20 protein-coding genes and 1 pseudogene are annotated in these 20,369 nt (G+C 71.6%); 12 read left to right on the top strand and 9 right to left on the bottom strand.

The features are described 5' to 3' along the window. Window positions 1–159 precede the first annotated feature (159 nt). Window positions 160–1,026 (top strand): RNase adapter RapZ, encoded by an 867-nt coding sequence (gene rapZ / locus B0I32_RS49070; RefSeq protein WP_106251522.1) that lies wholly within the window; start codon window positions 160–162, stop codon window positions 1,024–1,026. Here the strand turns inward: rapZ and B0I32_RS56975 are convergent. Further along, complete coding sequence (locus B0I32_RS56975) at window positions 1,002–1,502, bottom strand: hypothetical protein (RefSeq protein ID WP_146178587.1); 501 nt, start codon at window positions 1,500–1,502, stop codon at window positions 1,002–1,004. The two genes, rapZ and B0I32_RS56975, sit on opposite strands and share 25 nt — an antisense overlap. A gap of 72 nt (window positions 1,503–1,574) precedes the next feature. Here B0I32_RS56975 and B0I32_RS49055 point away from each other — a divergent pair, with 72 nt between their 5' ends. Both B0I32_RS49055 and whiA read left to right on the top strand, forming a co-directional pair. Next, on the top strand, window positions 1,575–2,438 hold the full coding sequence (locus B0I32_RS49055) for a gluconeogenesis factor YvcK family protein (protein WP_245956635.1): 864 nt from the start codon (window positions 1,575–1,577) through the stop codon (window positions 2,436–2,438). Between the two features lie 71 nt (window positions 2,439–2,509). Then, window positions 2,510–3,490 (top strand): DNA-binding protein WhiA, encoded by a 981-nt coding sequence (gene whiA, locus B0I32_RS49050; protein ID WP_026214667.1) that lies wholly within the window; start codon window positions 2,510–2,512, stop codon window positions 3,488–3,490. A 145-nt stretch (window positions 3,491–3,635) separates the two neighbouring features. Here whiA and B0I32_RS49045 read toward each other — a convergent pair whose 3' ends face one another. Next, window positions 3,636–4,289 carry a hypothetical protein gene (locus B0I32_RS49045; RefSeq protein ID WP_146178586.1) on the bottom strand — a complete coding sequence of 218 codons (654 nt, stop codon included), beginning with the start codon at window positions 4,287–4,289 and terminating at the stop codon, window positions 3,636–3,638. Window positions 4,290–4,473: 184 nt separating this feature from the next. Here B0I32_RS49045 and gap point away from each other — a divergent pair, with 184 nt between their 5' ends. The 5 genes from gap (at window position 4,474) to B0I32_RS49020 (ending at window position 8,237) form a co-directional block, all read left to right on the top strand. Further along, window positions 4,474–5,478: a type I glyceraldehyde-3-phosphate dehydrogenase gene (gene gap / locus B0I32_RS49040; protein WP_106251517.1), complete on the top strand. Its 1,005-nt coding sequence runs from the start codon at window positions 4,474–4,476 to the stop codon at window positions 5,476–5,478. 40 nt (window positions 5,479–5,518) lie between these two features. Next, complete coding sequence (locus B0I32_RS49035; protein ID WP_106251516.1) at window positions 5,519–6,706, top strand: phosphoglycerate kinase; 1,188 nt, start codon at window positions 5,519–5,521, stop codon at window positions 6,704–6,706. 3 nt (window positions 6,707–6,709) lie between these two features. Beyond that, on the top strand, window positions 6,710–7,492 hold the full coding sequence (gene tpiA, locus B0I32_RS49030) for a triose-phosphate isomerase (RefSeq protein WP_106251514.1): 783 nt from the start codon (window positions 6,710–6,712) through the stop codon (window positions 7,490–7,492). 95 nt (window positions 7,493–7,587) lie between these two features. Next, entirely contained in the window at window positions 7,588–7,818 is a 231-nt protein-coding gene (gene secG, locus B0I32_RS49025; RefSeq protein ID WP_106251512.1) for a preprotein translocase subunit SecG, read from the top strand. 74 nt (window positions 7,819–7,892) lie between these two features. Then, on the top strand, window positions 7,893–8,237 hold the full coding sequence (locus tag B0I32_RS49020) for an RNA polymerase-binding protein RbpA (protein WP_103961760.1): 345 nt from the start codon (window positions 7,893–7,895) through the stop codon (window positions 8,235–8,237). Window positions 8,238–8,312: 75 nt separating this feature from the next. On the opposite strand, the gene B0I32_RS49015 is transcribed toward B0I32_RS49020, so the two are convergent. Both B0I32_RS49015 and B0I32_RS49010 read right to left on the bottom strand, forming a co-directional pair. After that, a complete protein-coding gene (locus B0I32_RS49015) occupies window positions 8,313–9,911 on the bottom strand; it encodes an amidohydrolase (RefSeq protein WP_106251511.1) in 1,599 nt (532 codons plus the stop codon). 32 nt (window positions 9,912–9,943) lie between these two features. Further along, on the bottom strand, window positions 9,944–11,314 hold the full coding sequence (locus B0I32_RS49010; protein ID WP_106251509.1) for an NAD(P)/FAD-dependent oxidoreductase: 1,371 nt from the start codon (window positions 11,312–11,314) through the stop codon (window positions 9,944–9,946). Window positions 11,315–11,423: 109 nt separating this feature from the next. On the opposite strand from B0I32_RS49010, the gene B0I32_RS49005 reads away from it, so the two are divergent. Continuing rightward, window positions 11,424–12,446, top strand: coding sequence for a GNAT family N-acetyltransferase (locus tag B0I32_RS49005; RefSeq protein WP_106251589.1), 1,023 nt, complete (start codon window positions 11,424–11,426; stop codon window positions 12,444–12,446). A 243-nt stretch (window positions 12,447–12,689) separates the two neighbouring features. On the opposite strand, the pseudogene B0I32_RS49000 reads toward B0I32_RS49005, so the two are convergent. Beyond that, window positions 12,690–13,163 (bottom strand): annotated as a pseudogene (locus B0I32_RS49000) (Clp protease N-terminal domain-containing protein); the annotation flags it as partial. Window positions 13,164–13,236: 73 nt separating this feature from the next. On the opposite strand from B0I32_RS49000, the gene B0I32_RS48995 reads away from it, so the two are divergent. Both B0I32_RS48995 and B0I32_RS48990 read left to right on the top strand, forming a co-directional pair. Next, window positions 13,237–14,019, top strand: coding sequence for a hypothetical protein (locus B0I32_RS48995; protein ID WP_146178585.1), 783 nt, complete (start codon window positions 13,237–13,239; stop codon window positions 14,017–14,019). A gap of 158 nt (window positions 14,020–14,177) precedes the next feature. Beyond that, window positions 14,178–15,047 (top strand): oxidoreductase, encoded by an 870-nt coding sequence (locus B0I32_RS48990; RefSeq protein ID WP_106251505.1) that lies wholly within the window; start codon window positions 14,178–14,180, stop codon window positions 15,045–15,047. Window positions 15,048–15,100: 53 nt separating this feature from the next. Here B0I32_RS48990 and B0I32_RS48985 read toward each other — a convergent pair whose 3' ends face one another. Next, window positions 15,101–15,847 carry a class I SAM-dependent methyltransferase gene (locus B0I32_RS48985; RefSeq protein WP_181308620.1) on the bottom strand — a complete coding sequence of 249 codons (747 nt, stop codon included), beginning with the start codon at window positions 15,845–15,847 and terminating at the stop codon, window positions 15,101–15,103. 99 nt (window positions 15,848–15,946) lie between these two features. On the opposite strand from B0I32_RS48985, the gene add reads away from it, so the two are divergent. Beyond that, entirely contained in the window at window positions 15,947–16,987 is a 1,041-nt protein-coding gene (gene add, locus B0I32_RS48980) for an adenosine deaminase (RefSeq protein WP_106251587.1), read from the top strand. A 107-nt stretch (window positions 16,988–17,094) separates the two neighbouring features. Here add and pgl read toward each other — a convergent pair whose 3' ends face one another. From pgl to zwf, 3 genes are read right to left on the bottom strand one after another with little or no spacing between them, the layout of a single operon-like run. Continuing rightward, the gene (gene pgl / locus B0I32_RS48975) at window positions 17,095–17,868 is read right to left on the bottom strand and encodes a 6-phosphogluconolactonase (RefSeq protein ID WP_106251585.1); all 774 of its coding nucleotides are present in this window, start codon (window positions 17,866–17,868) and stop codon (window positions 17,095–17,097) included. Between the two features lie 23 nt (window positions 17,869–17,891). Next, window positions 17,892–18,806, bottom strand: coding sequence for a glucose-6-phosphate dehydrogenase assembly protein OpcA (locus tag B0I32_RS48970; protein WP_106251584.1), 915 nt, complete (start codon window positions 18,804–18,806; stop codon window positions 17,892–17,894). Further along, window positions 18,806–20,335 (bottom strand): glucose-6-phosphate dehydrogenase, encoded by a 1,530-nt coding sequence (zwf, locus tag B0I32_RS48965; RefSeq protein WP_106251583.1) that lies wholly within the window; start codon window positions 20,333–20,335, stop codon window positions 18,806–18,808. The genes B0I32_RS48970 and zwf overlap by 1 nt, the downstream gene beginning before the upstream one ends. Window positions 20,336–20,369: the final 34 nt, after the last annotated feature.

Below are 20,369 nucleotides of genomic sequence, written 5' to 3'. Positions count from 1 at the left end.
GGTGACCCGATGAGCGACGCACGGGGTGGCGCGGGGGTCGCCCGCGACGAGGCGCGAAACGGGGCGGGTTCCGCCCGCGGCGAAGCGGTGGGCGACGGGCGCGGTGGCGCGGGCATCGCCCGCGAAGCGCGCGGAGCCGGTTCCGCCCGGGATGACGCGATGAGCGCCGGGCCGGCGTTCGTCATCGTCACCGGCATGTCCGGGGCCGGGCGCAGCACCGCCGCCAAGGCGCTGGAGGATCTGGGCTGGTTCGTCATCGACAACCTGCCGCCGGGGCTGCTGTTCGCGATGGCCGAGGAGGCGGGCAAGGTCAAGCTCGCCGCCGACAAGGTGGCCGCCGTCGTCGACGTGCGCAGCCTGGCCTTCACCACCGACCTCAACGCGGCCATCGAGGAGCTCGAAGGGCGCGGCGTACGCGTGCGGGTGGTGTTCCTGGAGGCCAGCGACGAGGAGCTGGTGCGCAGGTTCGAGAACGTCCGCAGGCCGCATCCCCTCCAGGGCGAGGGGCGGCTGGTCGACGGGATCACCCGCGAACGCGGCATCCTGCGGGAGGTGCGCGCCAACGCCGACCTGGTCATCGACACCTCCTCGCACAACGTCCACGACCTGCGCAACAAGATCGTCGCCTACTTCGGCGGGGAGGACCGTCCCGGGCTGCGGCTCAACGTCGTGTCCTTCGGCTTCAAGTACGGGCTGCCCGTCGACGCCGACCTCGTGGTCGACTGCCGGTTCCTGCCCAACCCGCACTGGGTGCCCGAGCTGCGGCCGATGAACGGCCTCGACTCCGCCGTCAGCGACTACGTCCTCGGCCAGCCGGGGGCCAAGGAGTTCCTCGACGCCTACGAGGAGGTCCTCCAGGTGGTCGCGGCCGGATACGCGCGCGAGGGCAAGAGCTATGCGACGCTTGCGGTGGGATGCACGGGCGGCAAGCATCGCAGCGTCGCGATGGCCGAGCAGGTCGCCGCCCGCCTGCGCGACCGCGGGATGGAGGTCCAGGTGAGTCACCGGGATGTGGGGCGGGAGTGACCGATGACGACGTCGAAGCCGCTCCGCCGGATCTCGTAGGGGACGCTGGGCCCGGGCCGGGCCTGGACGGGCGCGGTCATGAGGGTCCGCAGCGGGTGGCCGCCGGGCCGGAGGAAGACGTGCCCCGTGGCGCCGCTTCCGACGGTGCGGGGTCCGACCGTGGTGTTCCGGGCCATGGTGGCGTGGACAGTGGCGTTCCGGTAGGTGGTGTCCCGGAACGTGGGGCTGTCCATGGCGGCGTTTCGCGCGGTGGTGTGTTCGGCGGCGCCCCTTCCGATGGTGGCGTGGCCGACGGTGAGTCTTCTGAACGTGGTTCCGTGGCCGGAGTGGGTACGGCTGCCGTCGGCGGGGTCGCGGACGGTCAGGACGTGGCCGGCGTGGTCGCGCGGGAGGAGCGGGGCGGCGGCGTGGGTGACGCGGGTGGGCGGGAGGAAGAGCGTGAGGTTCGCGACGGGGGTGTGGGCGCGCCGTGGCACGGCGGGTTCGGGCCGCCGGTCGTCGCGCTCGGCGGCGGGCACGGCCTGTACGCGTCCCTGTCGGCCTTACGGATGGTCACCGACCGGTTGACCGCCGTGGTGACCGTCGCCGACGACGGCGGGTCCAGCGGACGGTTGCGCCGGGAGCTCGGTGTGCTGCCGCCCGGCGACCTGCGCATGGCGCTGGCCGCCCTGTGCGGCGACGACGAGTGGGGCAGCACCTGGAGCGAGGTGGTGCAGCACCGCTTCCGCAGCGAGGGCGACCTGCACGGGCACGCCGTCGGCAACCTGCTCATCGTGGCCCTGTGGGAGCTGCTCGGCGACCCCGTGGCCGGGCTCGACTGGGTCGGGCGGCTGCTCGGCGCGCACGGCCGGGTGCTGCCGATGGCCTCCGTACCGCTCGACATCGTGGCGGAGGTCGAGCTCGACGGCGTCACCTCGACCGTACGCGGGCAGGTGGCGTGCGCCCTGACGCCCGGCCGCGTGCAGGCGATCTCCCTCGTGCCCGAGGACCCGCCGGCGCGGCCGGAGGCCGTGGCCGCGGTGCTGGAGGCCGACTGGGTGGTGTTCGGGCCCGGATCGTGGTTCACCAGCGTGCTGCCGCACCTCAAGGTGCCCGAGCTGGCCAGGGCCCTGCACGCGACCAGGGCCAAGCGGCTCGTCACGCTCAACCTCGCCCCCCAGCCGGGCGAGACCGACGACTTCTCCCCCCAGCAGCATCTGGAGGTGCTCAGACAGCACGCACCCGGCCTGTCGATCGACGTCGTGCTCGCCGACACCGGTGTCGTGGACGATCCCGACGCCCTGGAGAAGGCGGCGGCGGCGTTCGGCGCCCGGCTCGTCATGGCCGACGTGGCCGCCGCGGACGGCTCCGCGAGGCATGACCCACGACGTCTTGCCTCCGTCCTGGACGAGATTTTCCTCCAGAAGCGTTGATCCTGGTCGGCGTGGCGCGAAGGTGCGAGAGACTCAAAGGAGCCGGTCTGAATGGGGGAGAGGACTAACGCATGGCGATGACAGGTGTGGTGAAAGACGAACTGAGCCGCCTGCCGGTGCTCAAGCCGTGCTGCCGAAAGGCGGAGGTTTCGACGCTGCTGCGGTTCGCCAGCGGCCTGCACCTGGTGGGCGGCCGGATCGTGATAGAGGCCGAACTCGACACCAACGCCACCGCACGGCGGCTGATCAAGGACATAGGCGAGGTCTTCGGGCACAAGGCGGAGGTGCTCGTGCTCGCGCCCGCCGGGTTGCGCAAGGGCTCGCGCTACGTCGTACGCGTCTACCGCGACGGTGAGGCGCTGGCCCGCCAGACGGGCCTCATCGACAACCACGGCCGCCCGGTGCGCGGGCTGCCGCGTCAGGTCGTGGCGGGGGCCGCGTGCGACGCGGAGGCCGCCTGGCGGGGGGCGTTCCTGGCGCACGGCTCGCTCACCGAGCCGGGGCGCTCGATGTCGCTCGAGGTCACCTGCCCGGGGCCGGAGGCGGCGCTGGCGCTGGTGGGCTCGGCACGGCGGCTGAAGATCCACGCCAAGGCGCGCGAGGTGCGCGGCGTGGACCGGGTGGTGGTGCGCGACGGTGACGCGATCAGCGCGCTGCTCACCCGGCTCGGGGCGCACGACAGCGTGCTGGCCTGGGAGGAGCGGCGGATGCGGCGCGAGGTGCGCGCCACCGCCAACCGCCTGGCCAACTTCGACGACGCCAACCTGCGGCGCTCCGCCAGGGCGGCGGTCGCGGCGGGGGCGCGGGTGCAGCGGGCGCTGGAGATCCTCGGGGACGAGGCTCCCGAGCACCTGGTCGTGGCCGGGCGGCTGCGGGTGGAGCACAAGCAGGCGTCGCTGGAGGAGCTGGGGCAGATCGCCGACCCGCCGCTGACCAAGGACGCGATCGCCGGACGGATCCGGCGGTTGCTGGCGATGGCCGACAAACGAGCCTCCGATCTGGGGATCCCCAACACTGAGGCCAATCTCACAGTGGACATGCTCGCGCCGTGACCTGAGCCGTGGCGGTCAGGCGGCTGCTTTCGCGTGTCAGGCGCATGTCGTACGCGGGCGACCGGGGGGTGCCCGGATGCGCCGCACGCGAGGGTGGCCGTCCTCGTCTGGGTGAAAGGCCGGACGGGGATGAAACGCGTCGTGGTCAGTCCTTGACCGGGTTGCGGGGGGTGAAGAGTTCGGCCGTGGACTTCGGGGTGGGCTGCTGGGCGGGTTCGAACGGGGCCCGGTACTCCGGCTCCTTCGTCTCCTCGGCCTCCGCCGCGTCCTCCTCGGCCCGCTGAGCCCGCTGGGCCCGCCGTACGCGCGTCACCCGCAGCGTGAGCAGGGCGAACGCGGCCACGGCTGCCACGGCGACGTACAGCCAGGCGGACCACGTCTCCGCGAGCGGCCCCCGGTACAGCGCCAGCGCGTCCTGGAGGCCGGTGTTGAAGTTGGTCATGTCGATGTCGCCCAGATCGGCGGGGGCCGGTTCGGGCGCGGGGCCGCGCAGGGCGGCGCCGTACAGGATGGAGGAGCCCGTGATCTGACCGGCCGCGACCGCGCCGCCCGCGAACAGCGCCGCGAACGGGAGCAGGACGAGGGAGCGCGGGCGTACGGCGCCCATCGCGAGAGCGACCAGTGCGGCGATCACGAGCGACAGGCCCAGCAGGACCGGATGGCCGCCCCAGAACGTGATGACGGCGGCCGGCAGGCTCTGCTGGAACAGCACGACCATCCCCATGCCGGCCGCGCATACGAGCGCGGCGAGCAGCCCTGCGATGAGTCCGGACAGTAGGCCGGACCGCTTATGTGACATCTCAGCCCCCAGAGAATGCACGAATTTACTCCGACGAGTCGGGCACTTTACTCGAACCTCTCAAAACGTGTCGCCAGAACGGTGATTCACAGGGCGGGACCTGAAGTGGTCTAAACCAATTTGGGTCCGATAGGGTTCGTGGTTGAGGATCCAGCCCGCCATCTGTTCGAGGAGATCGGTTCCCGTGAGCATTCGCGTAGGCGTCAACGGCTTCGGCCGCATCGGTCGCAACTTCTGGCGCGCTGTCGCCGCCAGCGGCAAGGACATCGAGATCGTCGCGGTCAACGACCTGACCGACAACGCGACGCTCGCCCACCTGCTGAAGTACGACAGCATCCTCGGCCGCCTGCCCTACGAGGTCAAGGCGACCAGTGACGAGATCACCGTTGACGGCAAGGCCATCAAGGTCTTCGCGGAGCGTGACCCGGGCAAGCTGCCCTGGGGTGACCTCGGCGTGGACGTGGTGGTGGAGTCGACCGGCCTGTTCACCGACGCCAACAAGGCGCGGGTGCACGCCGACAACGGTGCCAAGAAGGTGATCATCTCCGCCCCGGCGAAGAACGAGGACGTCACCCTCGTGCTGGGCGTCAACGACGGCGCGTACGACCCGGCCAGCCACACGATCATCTCCAACGCCTCCTGCACCACCAACTGCCTGGCGCCGATGGCCAAGGTCCTGCACGACTCCTTCACCATCGAGAAGGGGCTGATGACCACCATCCACGCCTACACGCAGGACCAGAACCTCCAGGACGGCCCGCACAAGGACCTGCGCCGCGCCCGCGCCGCCGCGCTCAACGTGGTGCCCACCTCGACCGGCGCCGCCAAGGCCATCGGCCTGGTGCTGCCCGAGCTCAAGGGCAAGCTCGACGGGTTCGCCATGCGCGTGCCGATCCCCACGGGCTCGGCCACCGACCTGACCGTCGACGTCAGCCGCGACGTCACCGTCGATGAGGTCAACGCCGCGGTCAAGGCCGCCGCCGAGGGCCCGCTCAAGGGCATCATCAGCTACACCGAGGACGAGATCGTCTCCTCCGACATCGTCACCGACCCGGCCTCCTGCATCTTCGACTCGGGCCTGACCAAGGTCATCGGCAACCAGGTCAAGGTCGTCGGCTGGTACGACAACGAGTGGGGCTACTCCAACCGCCTCGCCGACCTGGTCGAGCTCGTCGGCCGCGGTCTGTGAGCAGAGGTCCGGACCGCCGCTTTACCACGGGAGCATGAGCATGCGCACGCTCGACGATCTCGACGTGAAGGGGCGGCGCGTGCTCGTGCGCGCCGACCTCAACGTCCCCCTCGACGGGGAGACGATCACCGACGACGGCCGCATCCGGGCGTCGGTGCCGACGATCAGCACCCTGCTCGAGCGGGGCGCCAAGGTCGTCGTCTGCGCCCATCTGGGCAGGCCCAAGGGCAAGGTCAACCCGGAATACTCGCTCGCGCCCGTGGCCGCGCGGCTCGGTGAGCTGCTCGGCCAGGACGTGGCCTTCGCCTCCGACGTGGTCGGCGACAGCGCGCGGAGCACGGTCGAGGCACTCCAGGACGGCCAGGTGGCCCTGCTGGAGAACCTGCGCTACGAGCCGGGCGAGGAGTCCAAGGACGACGCCGTCCGCGGTGAGTTCGCGGCCAGGCTGGCCGGGCTGGCCGAGCTCTACGTGGGCGACGGCTTCGGCGCGGTGCACCGCAGGCACGCCAGCGTCTACGACGTGCCCAGGCTGCTGCCGCACGCCGCCGGCGGGCTGGTCGTGGCCGAGGTCGAGGTGCTGCGCAAGCTGACCGAGAGCCCCGAGCGGCCCTACGTGGTGGTGCTCGGCGGGGCCAAGGTCTCCGACAAGCTCGGCGTCATCGCCAACCTGCTGACCAAGGTCGACCGGCTGCTCGTCGGCGGCGGCATGGCCTACACCTTCCTCAAGGCCCAGGGCCACGAGGTGGGTAGGTCGCTGCTCCAGGAGGACCAGCTCGACCAGGTGCGGGGCTTCCTCGACGAGGCCGCGCGGCGGGGCGTCGAGCTCGTGCTGCCCGTCGACGTGCTGGCGGCGGTCACCTTCGCCGCCGACGCCGAGCACGACGTGGTCGAGGCCACGGCCATCCCGGCCGACCGGGAGGGGCTCGACATCGGGCCGAAGACGCGCGAGCTGTTCGCCGCCAAGCTGGCCGACGCGAGGACGGTGTTCTGGAACGGGCCGATGGGCGTGTTCGAGTTCGAGGCGTTCTCCGGCGGCACCAGGGCGGTGGCCGAGGCGCTGATCGCCGGCGACGCCTTCACCGTGGTGGGCGGCGGCGACTCGGCGGCGGCCGTACGCAAGCTGGAGCTCTCCGAGGACGGCTTCTCGCACATCTCCACCGGTGGCGGCGCCAGCCTCGAATACCTGGAGGGCAAGACCCTCCCCGGACTCGCGGCCCTGGAGGACTGAACGGTGCAGCGCAAGCCGCTCATCGCCGGCAACTGGAAGATGAACCTCAACCACTTCGAGGCCATCGCACTCGTCCAGAAGCTGGCCTTCGCGCTCAACGACAAGGACTTCGACAAGGTCGAGGTCGCCGTCCTGCCGCCCTTCACCGACCTGCGCAGCGTCCAGACCCTGGTCGACGGCGACAAGCTCAGGATCGTCTACGGCGCCCAGGACCTGTCCGAGCACGACGGCGGCGCCTACACCGGCGAGGTGTCGGGCGCCATGCTGGCCAAGCTCGGCTGCACCTTCGTCACGGTGGGCCACTCCGAGCGCCGTCAACACCACGGCGAGGACGACGAACTGGTCAACGGCAAGGTCCAGGCGGCCTACCGGCACTCGCTGACCCCGATCCTGTGCGTCGGAGAGGGCCTTCCGGTACGTCAAGCGGGGGGCCACATCGCGCACTGTTTGGGCCAACTCGACGGGGCGCTGCGCAAAATCACCGCCGAGCAGGCAAAATCGATAGTGGTGGCCTACGAACCGGTGTGGGCGATCGGCACCGGAGAGGTGGCCACCCCGGAGGACGCCCAGGAGGTCTGCGGAGCGCTGCGGGTCAGACTCGCCGAGCTCTACGACACCGAAGTGGCCTCCGCGATCCGTATCCTTTACGGTGGCTCGGTCAAGTCAGGGAACGTCGCCGGCATCATGGCTCAGCCGGATGTCGACGGCGCGCTCGTGGGTGGCGCCAGCATCGACGCCGGAGAGTTCGCGAAGATCTGCCGATTCTCCGATATGCCTGCCAACTGAGCCGTTCTGGGGGTGCGACTTGACATCAGGTCGTACCCTCAAGAGGCAAGTTTGAATCGTCACGCGTAACAGAGCACTGAAGGAACAGGCATACCGTGGTACTCGGAATCTCCATCGCCCTCATCCTGGCGAGCCTTCTCATGATCCTGCTCGTTCTGCTCCACAAGGGCAAGGGCGGTGGCCTGTCTGACATGTTCGGCGGCGGCTTCTCGTCGAACTTCGGTGGTTCCTCGGTGGTGGAGCGTAACCTCGACCGGCTGACCGTCATCACCGGCACGGTCTGGTTCGTCTGCATCATCGCTCTCGGCCTGCTCATGAGGCCGTGAGCTAGCAAGTCAACGCGTGACAGTGATTCTCCCCCCGTGTCTGTACGCGGGGCGATCGAGCGAGGAGTTCATCCGTGGGTAGTGGCAACGCGATCCGTGGCAGCCGAGTCGGCGCCGGCCCGATGGGGGAGGCCGAGCGTGGCGAGGCGGCTCCGAGAGTGCGGGTCTCGTTCTGGTGCGCCAACATGCACGAGACGCGCCCCAGCTTCGCCAGCGACGCGGCGGTGCCCGAAACGTGGGACTGCCCGCGTTGTGGCCTCCCGGCCGGACAGGACGAGGAGGCGCCGCCTGCCCCGCCGAAGAACGAGCCGTACAAGACGCATCTGGCCTACGTGAAGGAGCGCCGGAGCGACAAGGACGGCAAGGCGATCCTGGAGGAAGCACTGGAGCGCCTGCGCAACAACAAGTCCCCCTGGTAGTGGTGGCGGACGGAGAGGGGCCCCGGGCGGTTGCCCAGGGCCCCTTCGCCATGTCCGCCCCGGCGCGGCCGTCCGTCAGCTCTCGTGGACCGGTTCGCCGTCCACGAACGTCATGCGCACGCGGGTCGTCCAGATCTCGCCCGGCGGCAGCGCGAACGGGTCGCGGTCCAGCACCACCAGGTCGGCGGGACGGCCCGGCTCGATGACGCCGGCGGGGGAGCGGTTGATCCAGGCCGAGCCCGCCGTGTACGCGCTCATGGCCGTGGCCAGGTCCATCCGCTGGCCGGGCAGGAACGGCGTCTGCGCCGTCGGGTAACCCGCGTGCAGCGAGCCGCCGGGCTCGGTGCGGTTGACCGCCACGTGCATGCCCTGCAGCGGGTCGGCGTCGGAGACCGGCCAGTCGCTGCCGGCGCAGAGGCGGGCCCCGGTGGCGACCAGATCCGCGAACGGGTACTGCCAGGACGAACGCGGCTCGCCCAGGTACGGCAGCGTCAGCTCGTCCATCTGGGCGTGATGCGTGGCCCACAGCGGCTGCAGGTTGGCGGTGACGCCCAGGGCGGCGAAGCGCGGCACGTCGGAGGGCTCGATGATCTGCAGGTGGGCGATGTGGTGCCGGTTGGCCGGATCGGTGCCCTCGAAGGCGTCCAGCGCCTCGCGCACCGCCCGTTCGCCGATGGCGTGCACGTGCACCTGGAATCCGAGCCGGTCGAGCTCGGCGACGCACTCCCGCAGCAGGGCCGGATCCACGTACGACAGCCCCGTGCCCCCGCACAGGCAGTAGGGCTCCAGGGTGGCGGCGGTGAAGTTCTCCGTGATGCCGTCCTGCATGATCTTGACCGAGGTGGCGCGGAACCGGTCCAGGCCCTCGGCCTCGGCGCGCCGCGCCACCAGCTCCTCGACCTGCTCGAGCCCGCGCGTCCTGTCCCACCACAGCGCCCCCACGACCCGCGCCCGCAGCGTCCCCGAGCGGGCCGCGGCCAGGTAGGCGGGCAGCTGGTCCACCGAGCCCGCGTAGGAGCCCACGATGGCGTCCTGCCAGCCGGTGATGCCCAGCGAGAACAGGTGCCGCTGCGCGTCCGCCAGCGCGTCCTGGAGGTCCTGGGCCGTCGGACGGGGCGTGAGCAGGCCGACCAGGTCCATCGCGCCCTCGTGCAGGACGCCGGTCGGCGTGCCGCCGGCGTCGCGCTCGATGCGGCCGTCGGCGGGGTCGGGCGTGTCGCGGGTGATGCCGGCCCGTTCGAGCGCGCGGGTGTTGACCCAGGCGGCGTGGTGGTCGCGCTGGATCAGGTAGGCGGGGCGGTCGAGGAAGTCGATCTGTTCGCGGTGCGGCAATCCACCCGAAAAGGCCGACATGTCCCAGCCGCCGCCATCAATCCACTCTTTATCAAGATTTTTCGCCGCATAGTCGGCGATCTTTTCTCTGTACGCGTCCAGCCCGTAATTGTCGGACAAATCGCACTTAGCGCGTTCAAGTCCCGCCTGGATGGGATGGATGTGCGCGTCGGTGAAACCGGGCACCAGCAGCCCGCCGTCGAGATCCACCGTCTCGCCGGCCCGCGGCGCCGGGTCCCCTTCCGCGCCGACGGCGGCGATCACGCCGTCCCGCACCAGCACGGATCCGGCCACCACGCCCTCGGGGGTGAAGACGCGACCGCCTCGGAAGAGGATGCTCATGGATGTTCCCTTCTACGCCTCGCGCCCTATTGTCAGTGGCCGGTGATCAGATCGGCGAAGCGGGCCAGTGCGGAGGTGCGCGGCATCGTCCGCTCGCGGTGGTCGGCCATCCGGTAGAGGCGGTACATCGCGTGCACGCCCGCCCAGCGCAGCGGCTCCGGCTCCCAGCGGCGCACCCGCCGGCCCACCCACGGCAGCGACGTCAGCTCCGTCTCCTCGCCGAGGATCAGGTCGCGCAGCGTGCGCCCGGCCAGGTTCGTGGTGGTCACGCCGTGGCCGGTGTAGCCGCCCGCCCAGCCCAGCCCGGTGGCGGGGTCCACATGGACGGTCGAGCACCAGTCGCGCGGCACCGCCAGCACGCCCGACCAGGCGTGCGCGACCGAGGAGGAGCGGGCGGCGGGGAAGAAGCCGGTCAGCAGGCGCCACAGGGCCTCGACGGTCCACTCGTGGGTGTGGCCGCGGGCGTCGACGCGTGAACCGTACAGGTAGGGCCGGCCGCGCCCGCCGAAGGCGATCCGGTCGTCGGCCGTCCGCTGGGCGTACATGTAGTAGTGGGCCATGTCGCCGAGCAGCTCCGCGCCCTGCCAGCCGACCTCGTCCCAGAACGAGGCGGGAAGAGGCTCGGTGACGATCATCGAGCTGTTCATCGGCAGCCACTGCCTGCGCAGACCGCGCAGCCGGGCCGTGAAGCCCTCGGTCGCGCGGATCACGTGGCCGGCCGTCACCGTGCCGTACGGGGTTCGCGCCTGGTGCGGGGCGATGGAGGTCACCGGGGTGCGCTCGTAGATGGGCACGCCCATCTCGCGTACCGTCCCGGCCAGGCCGCGGGCCAGCTTGGCCGGCTGGATCCTGGCGCAGTGGGGGCTCCAGGAGGCCGCCAGAGCCCCGGAGACGCGTACGCGCTCCGCCGGGTCCACCAGGCGCAGATCGGCCTCCTCGATGCCCCAGGAGCGGGCGGAGGCCACCGTCTCGCGCAGCCGGGCGGCCTGGGCGGGGGTGCGGGCGACGTTCAGCACGCCGCCCTTGACCAGGTCGCAGTCGATGGACTCCCGCTCGCAGACCGCGATGACCTCGTCGATGGAGTCGTACATGGCGCGCTGGAGCCGCCGCGCGCCCTCGCCGTAGCGCTCGTGCGAGCCGGCCAGGTCGCCGGTGAGCCAGCCGCCGTTGCGTCCCGAGGCGCCGAACCCGGCGAACTCCTGCTCCAGCACCACCACGTTCAGCGACGGGCGGGCCCGCTTGAGGTAGTAGGCGGTCCACAGGCCCGTGTAGCCGGCGCCGACGATGGCCACGTCGGCCCGCAGATCGCCGTCGAGCCGCGGACCGGCGGCGGGCAGCCCGGAGGACCGGTACCAGAAGGAGACGTCGCCGTTCACGAACCCGGCCGACAAAGGGACACTCATAGCGACATATCCTCCTATATCGGGATAAGTCGGCGCATCATGCGACGAAATACGCAATGTAAACACGTCGGTAGCGGCCGTGTAACAGCCGCGCGGCATGCTCGTGCCCATGGGATTCCTGCGCATCCGAACGACGGTGGACGAGCGACCCGGCCGGCTGGCCTCGCTGGCCTCGGCCCTGGCCGACCGGGGCGGCAACATCCTCGGCCTGAGCGTACAGTCCGACACCGACGGCACCGTCGACGAGTTCGTCGCCGACATCCCGGCCAGCGCCGAGACCGTGCGCGAGGCCCTGGAGGCGGCCGGGGGCCGCCGCGTCGAGGTGGTGCCCGCCACCGCCCACGAGCTGACCGACGAGCCCACCCGGGCGCTACTGCTGGCCTCCAGGCTGCGCACGATGCCCTGGCGGCTGCCGGAGCTGCTGGCCGAGCTGCTGCGCGCGGACGACGCCCGGTGGATCTATGGTGAGCCCGTGAGTGATCTTCCCGACCCGACCCAGCTCGTCGTCCCCGTCGCGCCCAGGCGCGCCGTCCGCCTGCGCCGCTCCGAGCTGCCCTTCACGCTGACCGAGGCGGCCAGGGCGGCCTCCTTCGCCCGGCTGGCCCAGCCCGCGACGGAGCCGGCCACGGCCGAGCGCGCGATCAAGCTCGCCGACGGCGCGGAGGTGACGGTGCGCCCGCTCACCTCGATCTACCGCGAGGCCGTGCGCGACCTGCACGACAGGTGCTCGCCCGAGTCGCGCAGGTTCCGCTACTTCACCTCCATGCCGGCGCTGCCGCCGCGCGCGTTCGACAAGCTCTGCGACAGGAGCAGGGGATACTCACTGGTCGCCGGGCACGACGGGCAGGTGGTGGGCATGGCCAACCTCATGTTCACCCCCGACCCGGGCATCGCGGAGATGGCCTTCCTGGTCGAGGACCGCTGGCAGGGGCGCGGTCTGGGCACGGCGATGGCCAGAATGCTCGTACGGGCGGCCCGCGACCTGGGCTACGCCGAGGTCAGGGCGACCATGCTGTCGGACAACGCGCGGATGCGCCGGCTGCTGATCGCGCTGGGCGCCGGCCTCGCCTACACCGAGGACCCGGGGGTGATGGAGGCGAGACTGCCGGTCGGCGCACTGGCCACGGCCTAGGCTCGCCGTAGCCGGGCTCGCGCTGGACTCGGCCCAGGCTCGCGCCGTCCTGGATCGGGCTCGCCTCCGCCGGCCGGGCACGCGCCGGTCTCAGCCCAGGCCGGCCCCAGCCAGGCGGTCTCAGCCCTGGCCGGCCTCGTCGTCGCCGAGCCGGCCGGGCGGCTCCTGCTGCTGGATGCCGAGGTGGCGTTCGATGCGGGCGAGGCTCTCCTGGATCTGGGTGAGCCGCTCGCTCAGCACGGAGCCGCCGGCGAAGAACATCTCGGTGGGGCGCTCCTTGGGGCCGCGGCCCACCCGGTCGAGCACGCGCTGGCGCACGTCCACCAGGTCGGCGCCGGCGTCCGCGAGCGCCTGGGCGGCCAGCCCCTCGCCCTCCCTGATCAGCCCGAGCAGGATGTGCTCGGTGCCGATGTAGTTGTGCCGCAGCTGCAGCGCCTCGCGCAGGGACAGCTCCAGGACCTTCTTGGCGCGTGGTGTGAACGGGATGTGCCCGCTGGGGGCCTTGCTGCCGTGGCCGGCCTCGCGCTCGACGAACGCGCGTACGTGCTCGATCTCCACGCCGCAGCTGTCGAGCACCAGCGAGGCGAGCCCTTCACCTTCGTGGATGAGGCCGAGCAGCACGTGTTCCGTGCCGATGTAGTTGTGGCTCATCATCCGCGCCTCCTCCTGAGCGAGGACGACGACCCTGCGCGCACGGTCGGTGAAGCGTTCGAACACCGGATGCCTCCGTTCGGCTGGGGCTGCCTCCACTATGCGCTAGAAACCCGGCCATGTGGGGTATTTGTCCTGTGTGGATCTTGACGAGGTGGCCGACCGCCTGTATGCGTTGCCGCCGTCCGAGTTCACCGCCGCGCGCACGGCGGAGGCCCGCGCGGCCAAGGACGCGGGGGATGTACGGCTCTCGCGCGACATCGCGAAACTCCGCCGGCCGACGGTCTCCGCCTGGGCGGTGAACCGGCTGGCCCGCGAGCATCCCGCCGAGCTCGCCGAACTCCTCGACGTGGGGGAGAGCCTGCGCGCGGCCTGGGAACGTCAGGACGCGGGCGAGCTGGCCGAGCTGACCCGGCGGCGGGGCGAGGTGACCGGGAAGGCGGGCCGGCTCGCACGGGAGGGCGCGGGCCTGTCGGCCGCCGCGGGGACCGAGGTGGACCAGACGCTGGACGCGGCCGTCGTGGACGCGGGCGCGGCCGAGGAGGTGCGCCGCGGGCGGCTCGACAAGCCGCTGCGCTTCAGCGGCTTCGCCCCCGCCCCCGTCCCGCGCGGCCGCCCTGCCGCCGCCAAGGGGAAACGCGGGGGCACCGAGGACACGGAGCAGGCTCGGGCGGAGGAGGCCGAAAGGCGCGCGGCGGCCGAGGCCAGGAAGGCCGAGGAGCGGCGCGAGGCCGAGGCGGCGCACCGCGAGTGGCGCGAGGCCCTGGACGCGGTCGAGAAGGAGCACGGCGAGCGCGCGGAGAAGGTGGCGCGGCTGGAGCAGAAGCTGGCCAAGGCGCGCAAGAAGCTGGAGGACAGCACCCAGCGGCTGGAGGTGACACGGCGCGAGGAGCGACACGCCCGCCTGCGGCTGGAGCGCTAGCGTGCGCCCTGCGGCACGCGTGGACGTTCGGCTGCGATGTACGGCACATGCGCGTTCCCCGTGATCATGGAACGACTGGGCGTCCGCCCGTGATCTACGGGACGTCCGGAACGTCTAGTCTTTGATCTACGAGACGGTTCCGCATGTTTGGAGCGCCGATGACCGCCTGGACCCCAGCCTCCATGCCCGACCTGAGCGGAAAGTCGGCCGTCGTGACCGGAGCCAACAGCGGCATCGGGTTCCCCACCGCGCTGGAGCTGGCCCGGCACGGCGCGCATGTCGTCGTGGCGGCGCGTGACCGGGGCAGGGGCGAGGAGGCGGTGGCGCGGATCCTGCGGGAGGTGCCCGGGGCCCAGGTCGAGTACGGGCGGCTGGACCTCGCAGACCTGTCCTCGGTCAGGGAGTTCGCCGCGGGCGTGCGCGAGCTCGACCTGCTGATCAACAACGCCGGCATCGCCATGGTCCCCAAGGGGACGACCAAGGACGGCTTCGAGATGCAGTTCGGCACCAACCACCTGGGGCACTTCGCGCTCACCGGGCTGCTGCTGCCGCTGCTGGCCGCCGCTCCAGGCGCCCGGGTCGTGACCGTGTCCAGCGACGCGCACAACGCGGGCCGGATCGACTTCGACGATCTGGGCCTGGAGCGCCGCTACGGGCGCATGGCCGCGTACGGGCGCTCCAAGCTCGCCAACGTGCTGTTCGCGCTGGAACTGCAGCGGCGGGCGGACAAGGCGGGGGTCGGCCTGCTCAGCACGGTGACCCACCCCGGTGCGACGGCCACCCGGATCGTCAAGGTGGGGCCGTTGCAGCCGCTGGTGGGGCTGCTGCTGAAGCCGGCCGCGGCGGGGGCCGTCCCGTCGCTGTACGCCGCTACCTCGCCCGACGTACGCGGCGGCGAGTTCTTCGGCCCCAAGGCCAAGCCGCTCGTCCCGTCGGAGCGGGCCGGCTCCGAGGAACTGGCCGCGCGCCTGTGGGAGGTGTCGGCCGAGCTGACGGGCGTGCGGTACGAAGCGCTCGCCGGCCGCTGAAGGGCCGGGAACGTCGTGTCTGAGCGGCGCGCAGGCGGGACGGGCGGGGCGTCTCAGCGGTGCGCGCAGGCGAGGTGGGCGCAGACCGGGAAACCCTCCTCCTCGTACGGCGCCGCCAGCAGCAGGTAGCCGGCCCTGATCCGCTCGACGACCTCCGGCGGCTGACGGCCGATGACGGCGAACCGGGGCCCGCCCGCCCGCACGATGTCCGTCCACCAGGCCGCCAGGCCGGCCCGGTGCCGCCATCTGACGTCTACCACGGAGGCCTGCCTGAGACCGGCCTCCGTCAGCAGGGCGGTGAAGCGCTCGGGCGTGTCGTGGGCGGTGAAGGAGCGGGCCGGCGGCTCGTAGGGGACCCCGGCGGCGGCGATGGCGTCGGCGAAGACGCCGGTGGCCGTCATCTCGTCCGACTTCCACCAGGTCAGGCCGATCGCGCCGCCCGGCCGCAGGACGCGGCGCAGCTCACGGAGCGCCTCGGCGGCGTCGGGCACGTGATTGATGATGAAATTTCCCGCTATCACGTCAAACTGCTGATCCGCGAACGGCAGCTCAGGAAGCGCGGCCGGCCGTACCGTCGCGGCCGGATGACGGCGGGCGGTCAGCGTGACCATGCCGGGATCGGCGTCGACGGCCGTCACCTCGGCGCCGATCGCCAGCGCCGCCGCGGTCACCACCCCGGTGCCGCAACCCACGTCGAGCAGGCGCGAGCCGCGGCTCGCCGCCACGCGGGCGAGGAGGGGGCCGACGGTGTAAGAGCTGAGGCGGGCGAAGCCGCGCTCGTAGGCTTCGGCGTCCGTCACGGGGCTCAGCCTAGCTCAGCCGGAGAACCTGACAAATGAATGTGAGATTAGCCGCCAAAGCCTGTCTTTCCGGGAAACGCCGCCCCTATGGTCGTCGGCATGACCCTTGACGCCTTCATCGACGCCCTGCCCAAGGTCGAACTGCACGTGCACCTGGTGGGCTCGGCCTCGGTGCCCACCGTGCTGGAGCTGTCGCGCCGCCACCCGGGCAGCGAGGTGCCCACCTCGGAGGAGGAGCTGCGCCGCTTCTACACCTTCACCGACTTCCCCCACTTCGCCCGCGTCTACGGGGCCGTCAACTCCCTGGTACGCGAGCCCGAGGACGTGGCCACGCTCGTCCTCGGCCTGGCCCGCGACCTCGTCCCGCAAGGCGTCAGGTACGCCGAACTGCAGGTCACCCCGTACGCGCACCACCTGGTCGGCCTGCCCATGCACGCCGTCACCGAGGCGCTGGACCTGGCTTCCAGCCGCTCGCTCAGCGAGTACGGGGTGGAGATGGCCTACATCTTCGACATCCCCGGCGAGTACGGCGAGGAGGCGGCGAACGTGACCGTGGAGCACGCTCTGAAAGAACCTCCCGCCGCGCTGGTAGGTTTCGGCATCGGCGGGATCGAGCAGGAACGCCGCAAATACCGCGACGCCTACCGTTCGGCATTCTCGGCCGCCCGCGCGGCGGGCCTGCACAGCGTGCCCCACGGCGGGGAGATGAGCGGCCCCGAGACGATCTGGGAGGTCATCGACGGCTACGGCGCCGAGCGCGTCGGCCACGGCATCAGCTGCCTGTCCGATCCGCGCCTGGTGGCGTACCTGCGCGAGACGCAGTTGCCGCTGGACGTGTGCCCGACCTCCAACGTGTGCACGGGCCAGGTCGCCCGCATCGAGGACCATCCGCTGCCCCGGCTGCTGGAGGAGGGGCTGTTCGTCACGCTCAACAGCGACGACCCGCCGATGTTCGCCACGACGACGGCCGCGGAGTACCGGGCGGTGGCGCGGGCGTTCGGGTTCGGGCAGGAACAGCTGGCGGCCTTCGCGCGGAACGGGGTGCGGGCGTCGTACCTGAGCGAGGAGCGCAAGCGGCTGCTCATCGACGAGATCGACGCGCTGACCGGCCAGGAGGCCGCGCAGAATCCGGGCGCGTAGGAGGACCGGCCAGCGGAATCCGGCCGCGTAGAAGGGCCGCCACAGGGCTGATCCCGGCCGGTCGCCGAGGGTCGGCCCTGTGGCGGCCCTCCGGCCGCCGTGACCCGTTACGGGGAGGCGATGCGGCCCAGGCCCGGCGGGATCTTGCCGGCCGCCGCCCGGTCCAGCAGGAACAGCGTCCGCCCCCGCCCCCTGGCCCCCGCCGCGGGCACCTGGAACGGCCCGGACTTCGACAGGGCCAGCCGGACCGCGCCCGACTTCTCCTCACCGGCCGCCACCACCCACACCTCGCGCGAGGCCTGGATGGCGGGCAGCGTCAGCGAGATGCGCGTGGGCGGCGGCTTCGGCGAGCCGTGCACCGCCACCACCGGGCGCGTGTCGTAGAGCGCGGGCAGGCCGGGGAACAGCGACGCGACGTGCGCGTCGGGGCCCATGCCGAGCAGCATCACGTCGAAGTTCGGGACCGGCCCGTGGTCCTCGGGCCTGGCGGCCTTGCGCAGCTCGGCGGCGTAGGCGTCGGCGGACTCCTCGGCCGTCATGCCCGAGTCGGGACCGCGCATGACGTGGACCCGCTCGGGGTCCACGTCCACGTGGTCGAGCAGCGCCTCGCGGGCGCCGGTCTCGTTGCGCTCCTTGTCGCCCGAGGGGACGAACCGCTCGTCTCCCCACCACACGTCCAGGCGCCGCCAGTCGACGGCGTCCCTGGCGGGGGTGGCGGCGATGGCGGCCAGCGTGGCCGTGCCGACCGTGCCGCCCGTCAGGACGATCGAGGCCGACCCCTTGGCCGACTGCACGTCGACCAGGCGGGTGATGATCCGCGCCGCCACGGCCTTGGCCAGGACGTCCGCGTTGCGGTGCACGACGATGCCGGGAACGCTCACGGTCGCCATCCCTTGAACTGTCGTCATCCCTTGTACGTCCTCGCGAACCGCTTGACGGCGGTCTCGTAGATCTCGTCGGTGTCGAGCCTGCGCAGCTCCTCGGCCATCAGCTCCGAGGTCTGCCGCCTGGCCAGCGCCACGTTGCGGTCGGGCTGGCCGGGACGCGACAGCTTGGCCAGCCGGGCGTCGGTCCTGACCACGGCGAGCTCGCCGTCGGCCAGCTGCAGCCGCACGGCGGTCAGGCCGGGACCGGCGGACTCGGCGACCTTCATGCTCGCGCCCAGCCGCTCCGACAGCCACGCGGCCAGCAGCGGCGCGCTCGGATGGCCGGCGGAGGCCTCCACCACGCCCTTGCGCACCTTGCCCACCGGCTGGTCGAACGCGGCCGCCAGCAGGCTGCGCCACGGCGTCAGCCGGGCCCAGGCCAGGTCGGTGTCACCACGGGCGTACCCCTTGGCCCTGATCACCAGCGACTTGACACCGCCGTCGTCGAAGCCCTTGGCGTCGGTGATGCGCCGCTGCGCCAGCGCCCCGATCGCGTCCTTGGAGGGCACGTCGGGGGCCGCGCCCGGCCACCACGCGACCACCGGGGTGTCGGGCAGCAGCAGCGGGCTGACCACGGAGTCGGCGTGCTCGGTGAGCTCGCCGTACAGGCGCAGCACCACGACCTCGCCGGGCGTGTTCTCGCCGATCCGCAGCTCGGCGTCGAGCCTGATCGGCTCGTCCTCCTCGCGCTTGATCACGACGATGATGCGCGACGGGTGCTCGCGGGCCGCCTCGGTGGCCGCGCGCAGCGCGTCGTACTGGTGCCGCTCCTCGCTGACCACGACGAGCGTCAGCACCATGCCGATGGCCGGCGCGCCCATCTGGTGCCGCAGGTGCATGAACTGGGCGGAGATCTTTCCGGCCGTGGTGTCCGTCAGCATGAACGTGGTCATCAGAGCCTCCTCCACACCCGGCCGTCACGGGCCATCATCGCGTCGGCCGACTCGGGCCCCCACGATCCTGACTCGTAGCCCTCGGGCTGGCCCTGCGTGGCCCAGAACTCCTCGATCGGGTCGAGGATCTTCCACGACAGCTCCACCTCCCGCTGGTGCGGGAAGAGCGGCGGATCGCCGATCATCACGTCCAGCAGCAGCCGCTCGTACGCCTCCGGAGACGACTCCAGGAACGACTCCCCGTAGGCGAAGTCCATCGAGACGTCGCGGACCTCCATCTGCGTGCCCGGCACCTTCGAGCCGAAGCGCACCGTGATGCCCTCGTCCGGCTGGACCCGCACGACCAGGGCGTTCTGGCCCAGGATCTCGGTGTCGTCGGCGCTGAAGGGCAGGTGCGGCGCCCGCTGGAACACCACGGCCACCTCCGTCACCCGGCGGCCCAGGCGCTTGCCCGTGCGCAGGTAGAACGGCACGCCGGCCCAGCGCCGGTTGGCGATCTCCAGCTTGATGGCGGCGTAGGTCTCGGTCTTGGACTCGGCCGAGATGCCGTCCTCCTGGAGGTAGCCGACCACCTTCTCGCCGCCCTGCCAGCCCGCGGAGTACTGGCCGCGGGCCGTGTTGAGGCCCAGGTCGGCCGGCAGCCGCACGGCCTTGAGCACCTTCTCCTTCTCCCGCCGCAGCGCCGAGGCGTCGAAGGAGGTCGGGTCCTCCATGGCGACGAGGGCGAGCAACTGGAGCAGGTGGTTCTGGATCACGTCGCGGGCCGCGCCGATGCCGTCGTAGTAGCCGGCCCGGCCGCCGATGCCGATGTCCTCGGCCATCGTGATCTGCACGTGGTCGACGAAGCTGCGGTTCCAGATGGGCTCGTAGAGGTTGTTGGCGAACCTCAGCGCCATGATGTTCTGGACGGTCTCCTTGCCCAGGTAGTGGTCGATCCTGAAGATCGAGCTCTCCGGGAAGGCCGAGGTGGTGATCTCGTTCAGCTGGTGCGCGGACTGCAGGTCGTGACCGAACGGCTTCTCGATGACCACCCGCCGCCACGAGCCGTCGGGCGCGTCGGACAATCCGGTCCGCTTGAGCTGCTCCACCACCACCGGGAAGAACTTCGGCGGCACGGACAGGTAGAAAGCGTAGTTTCCGCCCGTGCCCCTGGTCTCGTCGATCTCGGCCAAGGCCATGGCCAGCGCGTCGAACGCCCCGTCGTCCGAGAATTCGCCCGGAACGAAGTGGATGCCCTCACGCAGCTGCTTCCAGACCTCCTCGCGGAAGGGCGTCCTGGCGTGGGCCTTGACGGCGTCGTGCGTCAACTGGGCGAAGTCCTGGTCCTTCCAATCCCGCCGGGCGAACCCGACCAGGGAGAATCCGGGCGGCAACAGCCCCCGGTTGCCCAGGTCGTAGATCGCCGGCAGCAGCTTGCGCTTGGCCAGGTCCCCCGTCACGCCGAACAACACCATCACACATGGTCCCGCCACCCGGGGCAGCCGCTTGTCGCGCGGGTCGCGCAGCGGGTTGGCGGCTGCCACCTCCATGGTGGTGGCGGTGCCCGCGACGGCGGCCGCCACG

The sequence above is a fragment of the Nonomuraea fuscirosea genome (genome assembly GCF_003001935.1).
GTDB lineage: Bacteria > Actinomycetota > Actinomycetes > Streptosporangiales > Streptosporangiaceae > Nonomuraea > Nonomuraea fuscirosea.
This window is presented reverse-complemented; position numbering and strand designations above follow the sequence as displayed.

Coding starts and splice junctions, on each gene's coding strand:
- B0I32_RS48970 (WP_106251584.1), bottom strand. CDS start 18,806: ATGACCACGTTCATGCTGACGGACACCACGGCCGGAAAGATCTCCGCC.
- B0I32_RS49015 (WP_106251511.1), bottom strand. CDS start 9,911: ATGAGCATCCTCTTCCGAGGCGGTCGCGTCTTCACCCCCGAGGGCGTG.
- B0I32_RS49005 (WP_106251589.1), top strand. CDS start 11,424: ATGGGATTCCTGCGCATCCGAACGACGGTGGACGAGCGACCCGGCCGG.
- zwf (WP_106251583.1), bottom strand. CDS start 20,335: ATGGAGGTGGCAGCCGCCAACCCGCTGCGCGACCCGCGCGACAAGCGG.
- B0I32_RS48990 (WP_106251505.1), top strand. CDS start 14,178: ATGACCGCCTGGACCCCAGCCTCCATGCCCGACCTGAGCGGAAAGTCG.
- B0I32_RS49010 (WP_106251509.1), bottom strand. CDS start 11,314: ATGAGTGTCCCTTTGTCGGCCGGGTTCGTGAACGGCGACGTCTCCTTC.
- whiA (WP_026214667.1), top strand. CDS start 2,510: ATGGCGATGACAGGTGTGGTGAAAGACGAACTGAGCCGCCTGCCGGTG.
- B0I32_RS49035 (WP_106251516.1), top strand. CDS start 5,519: ATGCGCACGCTCGACGATCTCGACGTGAAGGGGCGGCGCGTGCTCGTG.
- B0I32_RS49055 (WP_245956635.1), top strand. CDS start 1,575: ATGGTCACCGACCGGTTGACCGCCGTGGTGACCGTCGCCGACGACGGC.
- B0I32_RS49045 (WP_146178586.1), bottom strand. CDS start 4,289: ATGTCACATAAGCGGTCCGGCCTACTGTCCGGACTCATCGCAGGGCTG.
- rapZ (WP_106251522.1), top strand. CDS start 160: ATGAGCGCCGGGCCGGCGTTCGTCATCGTCACCGGCATGTCCGGGGCC.
- add (WP_106251587.1), top strand. CDS start 15,947: ATGACCCTTGACGCCTTCATCGACGCCCTGCCCAAGGTCGAACTGCAC.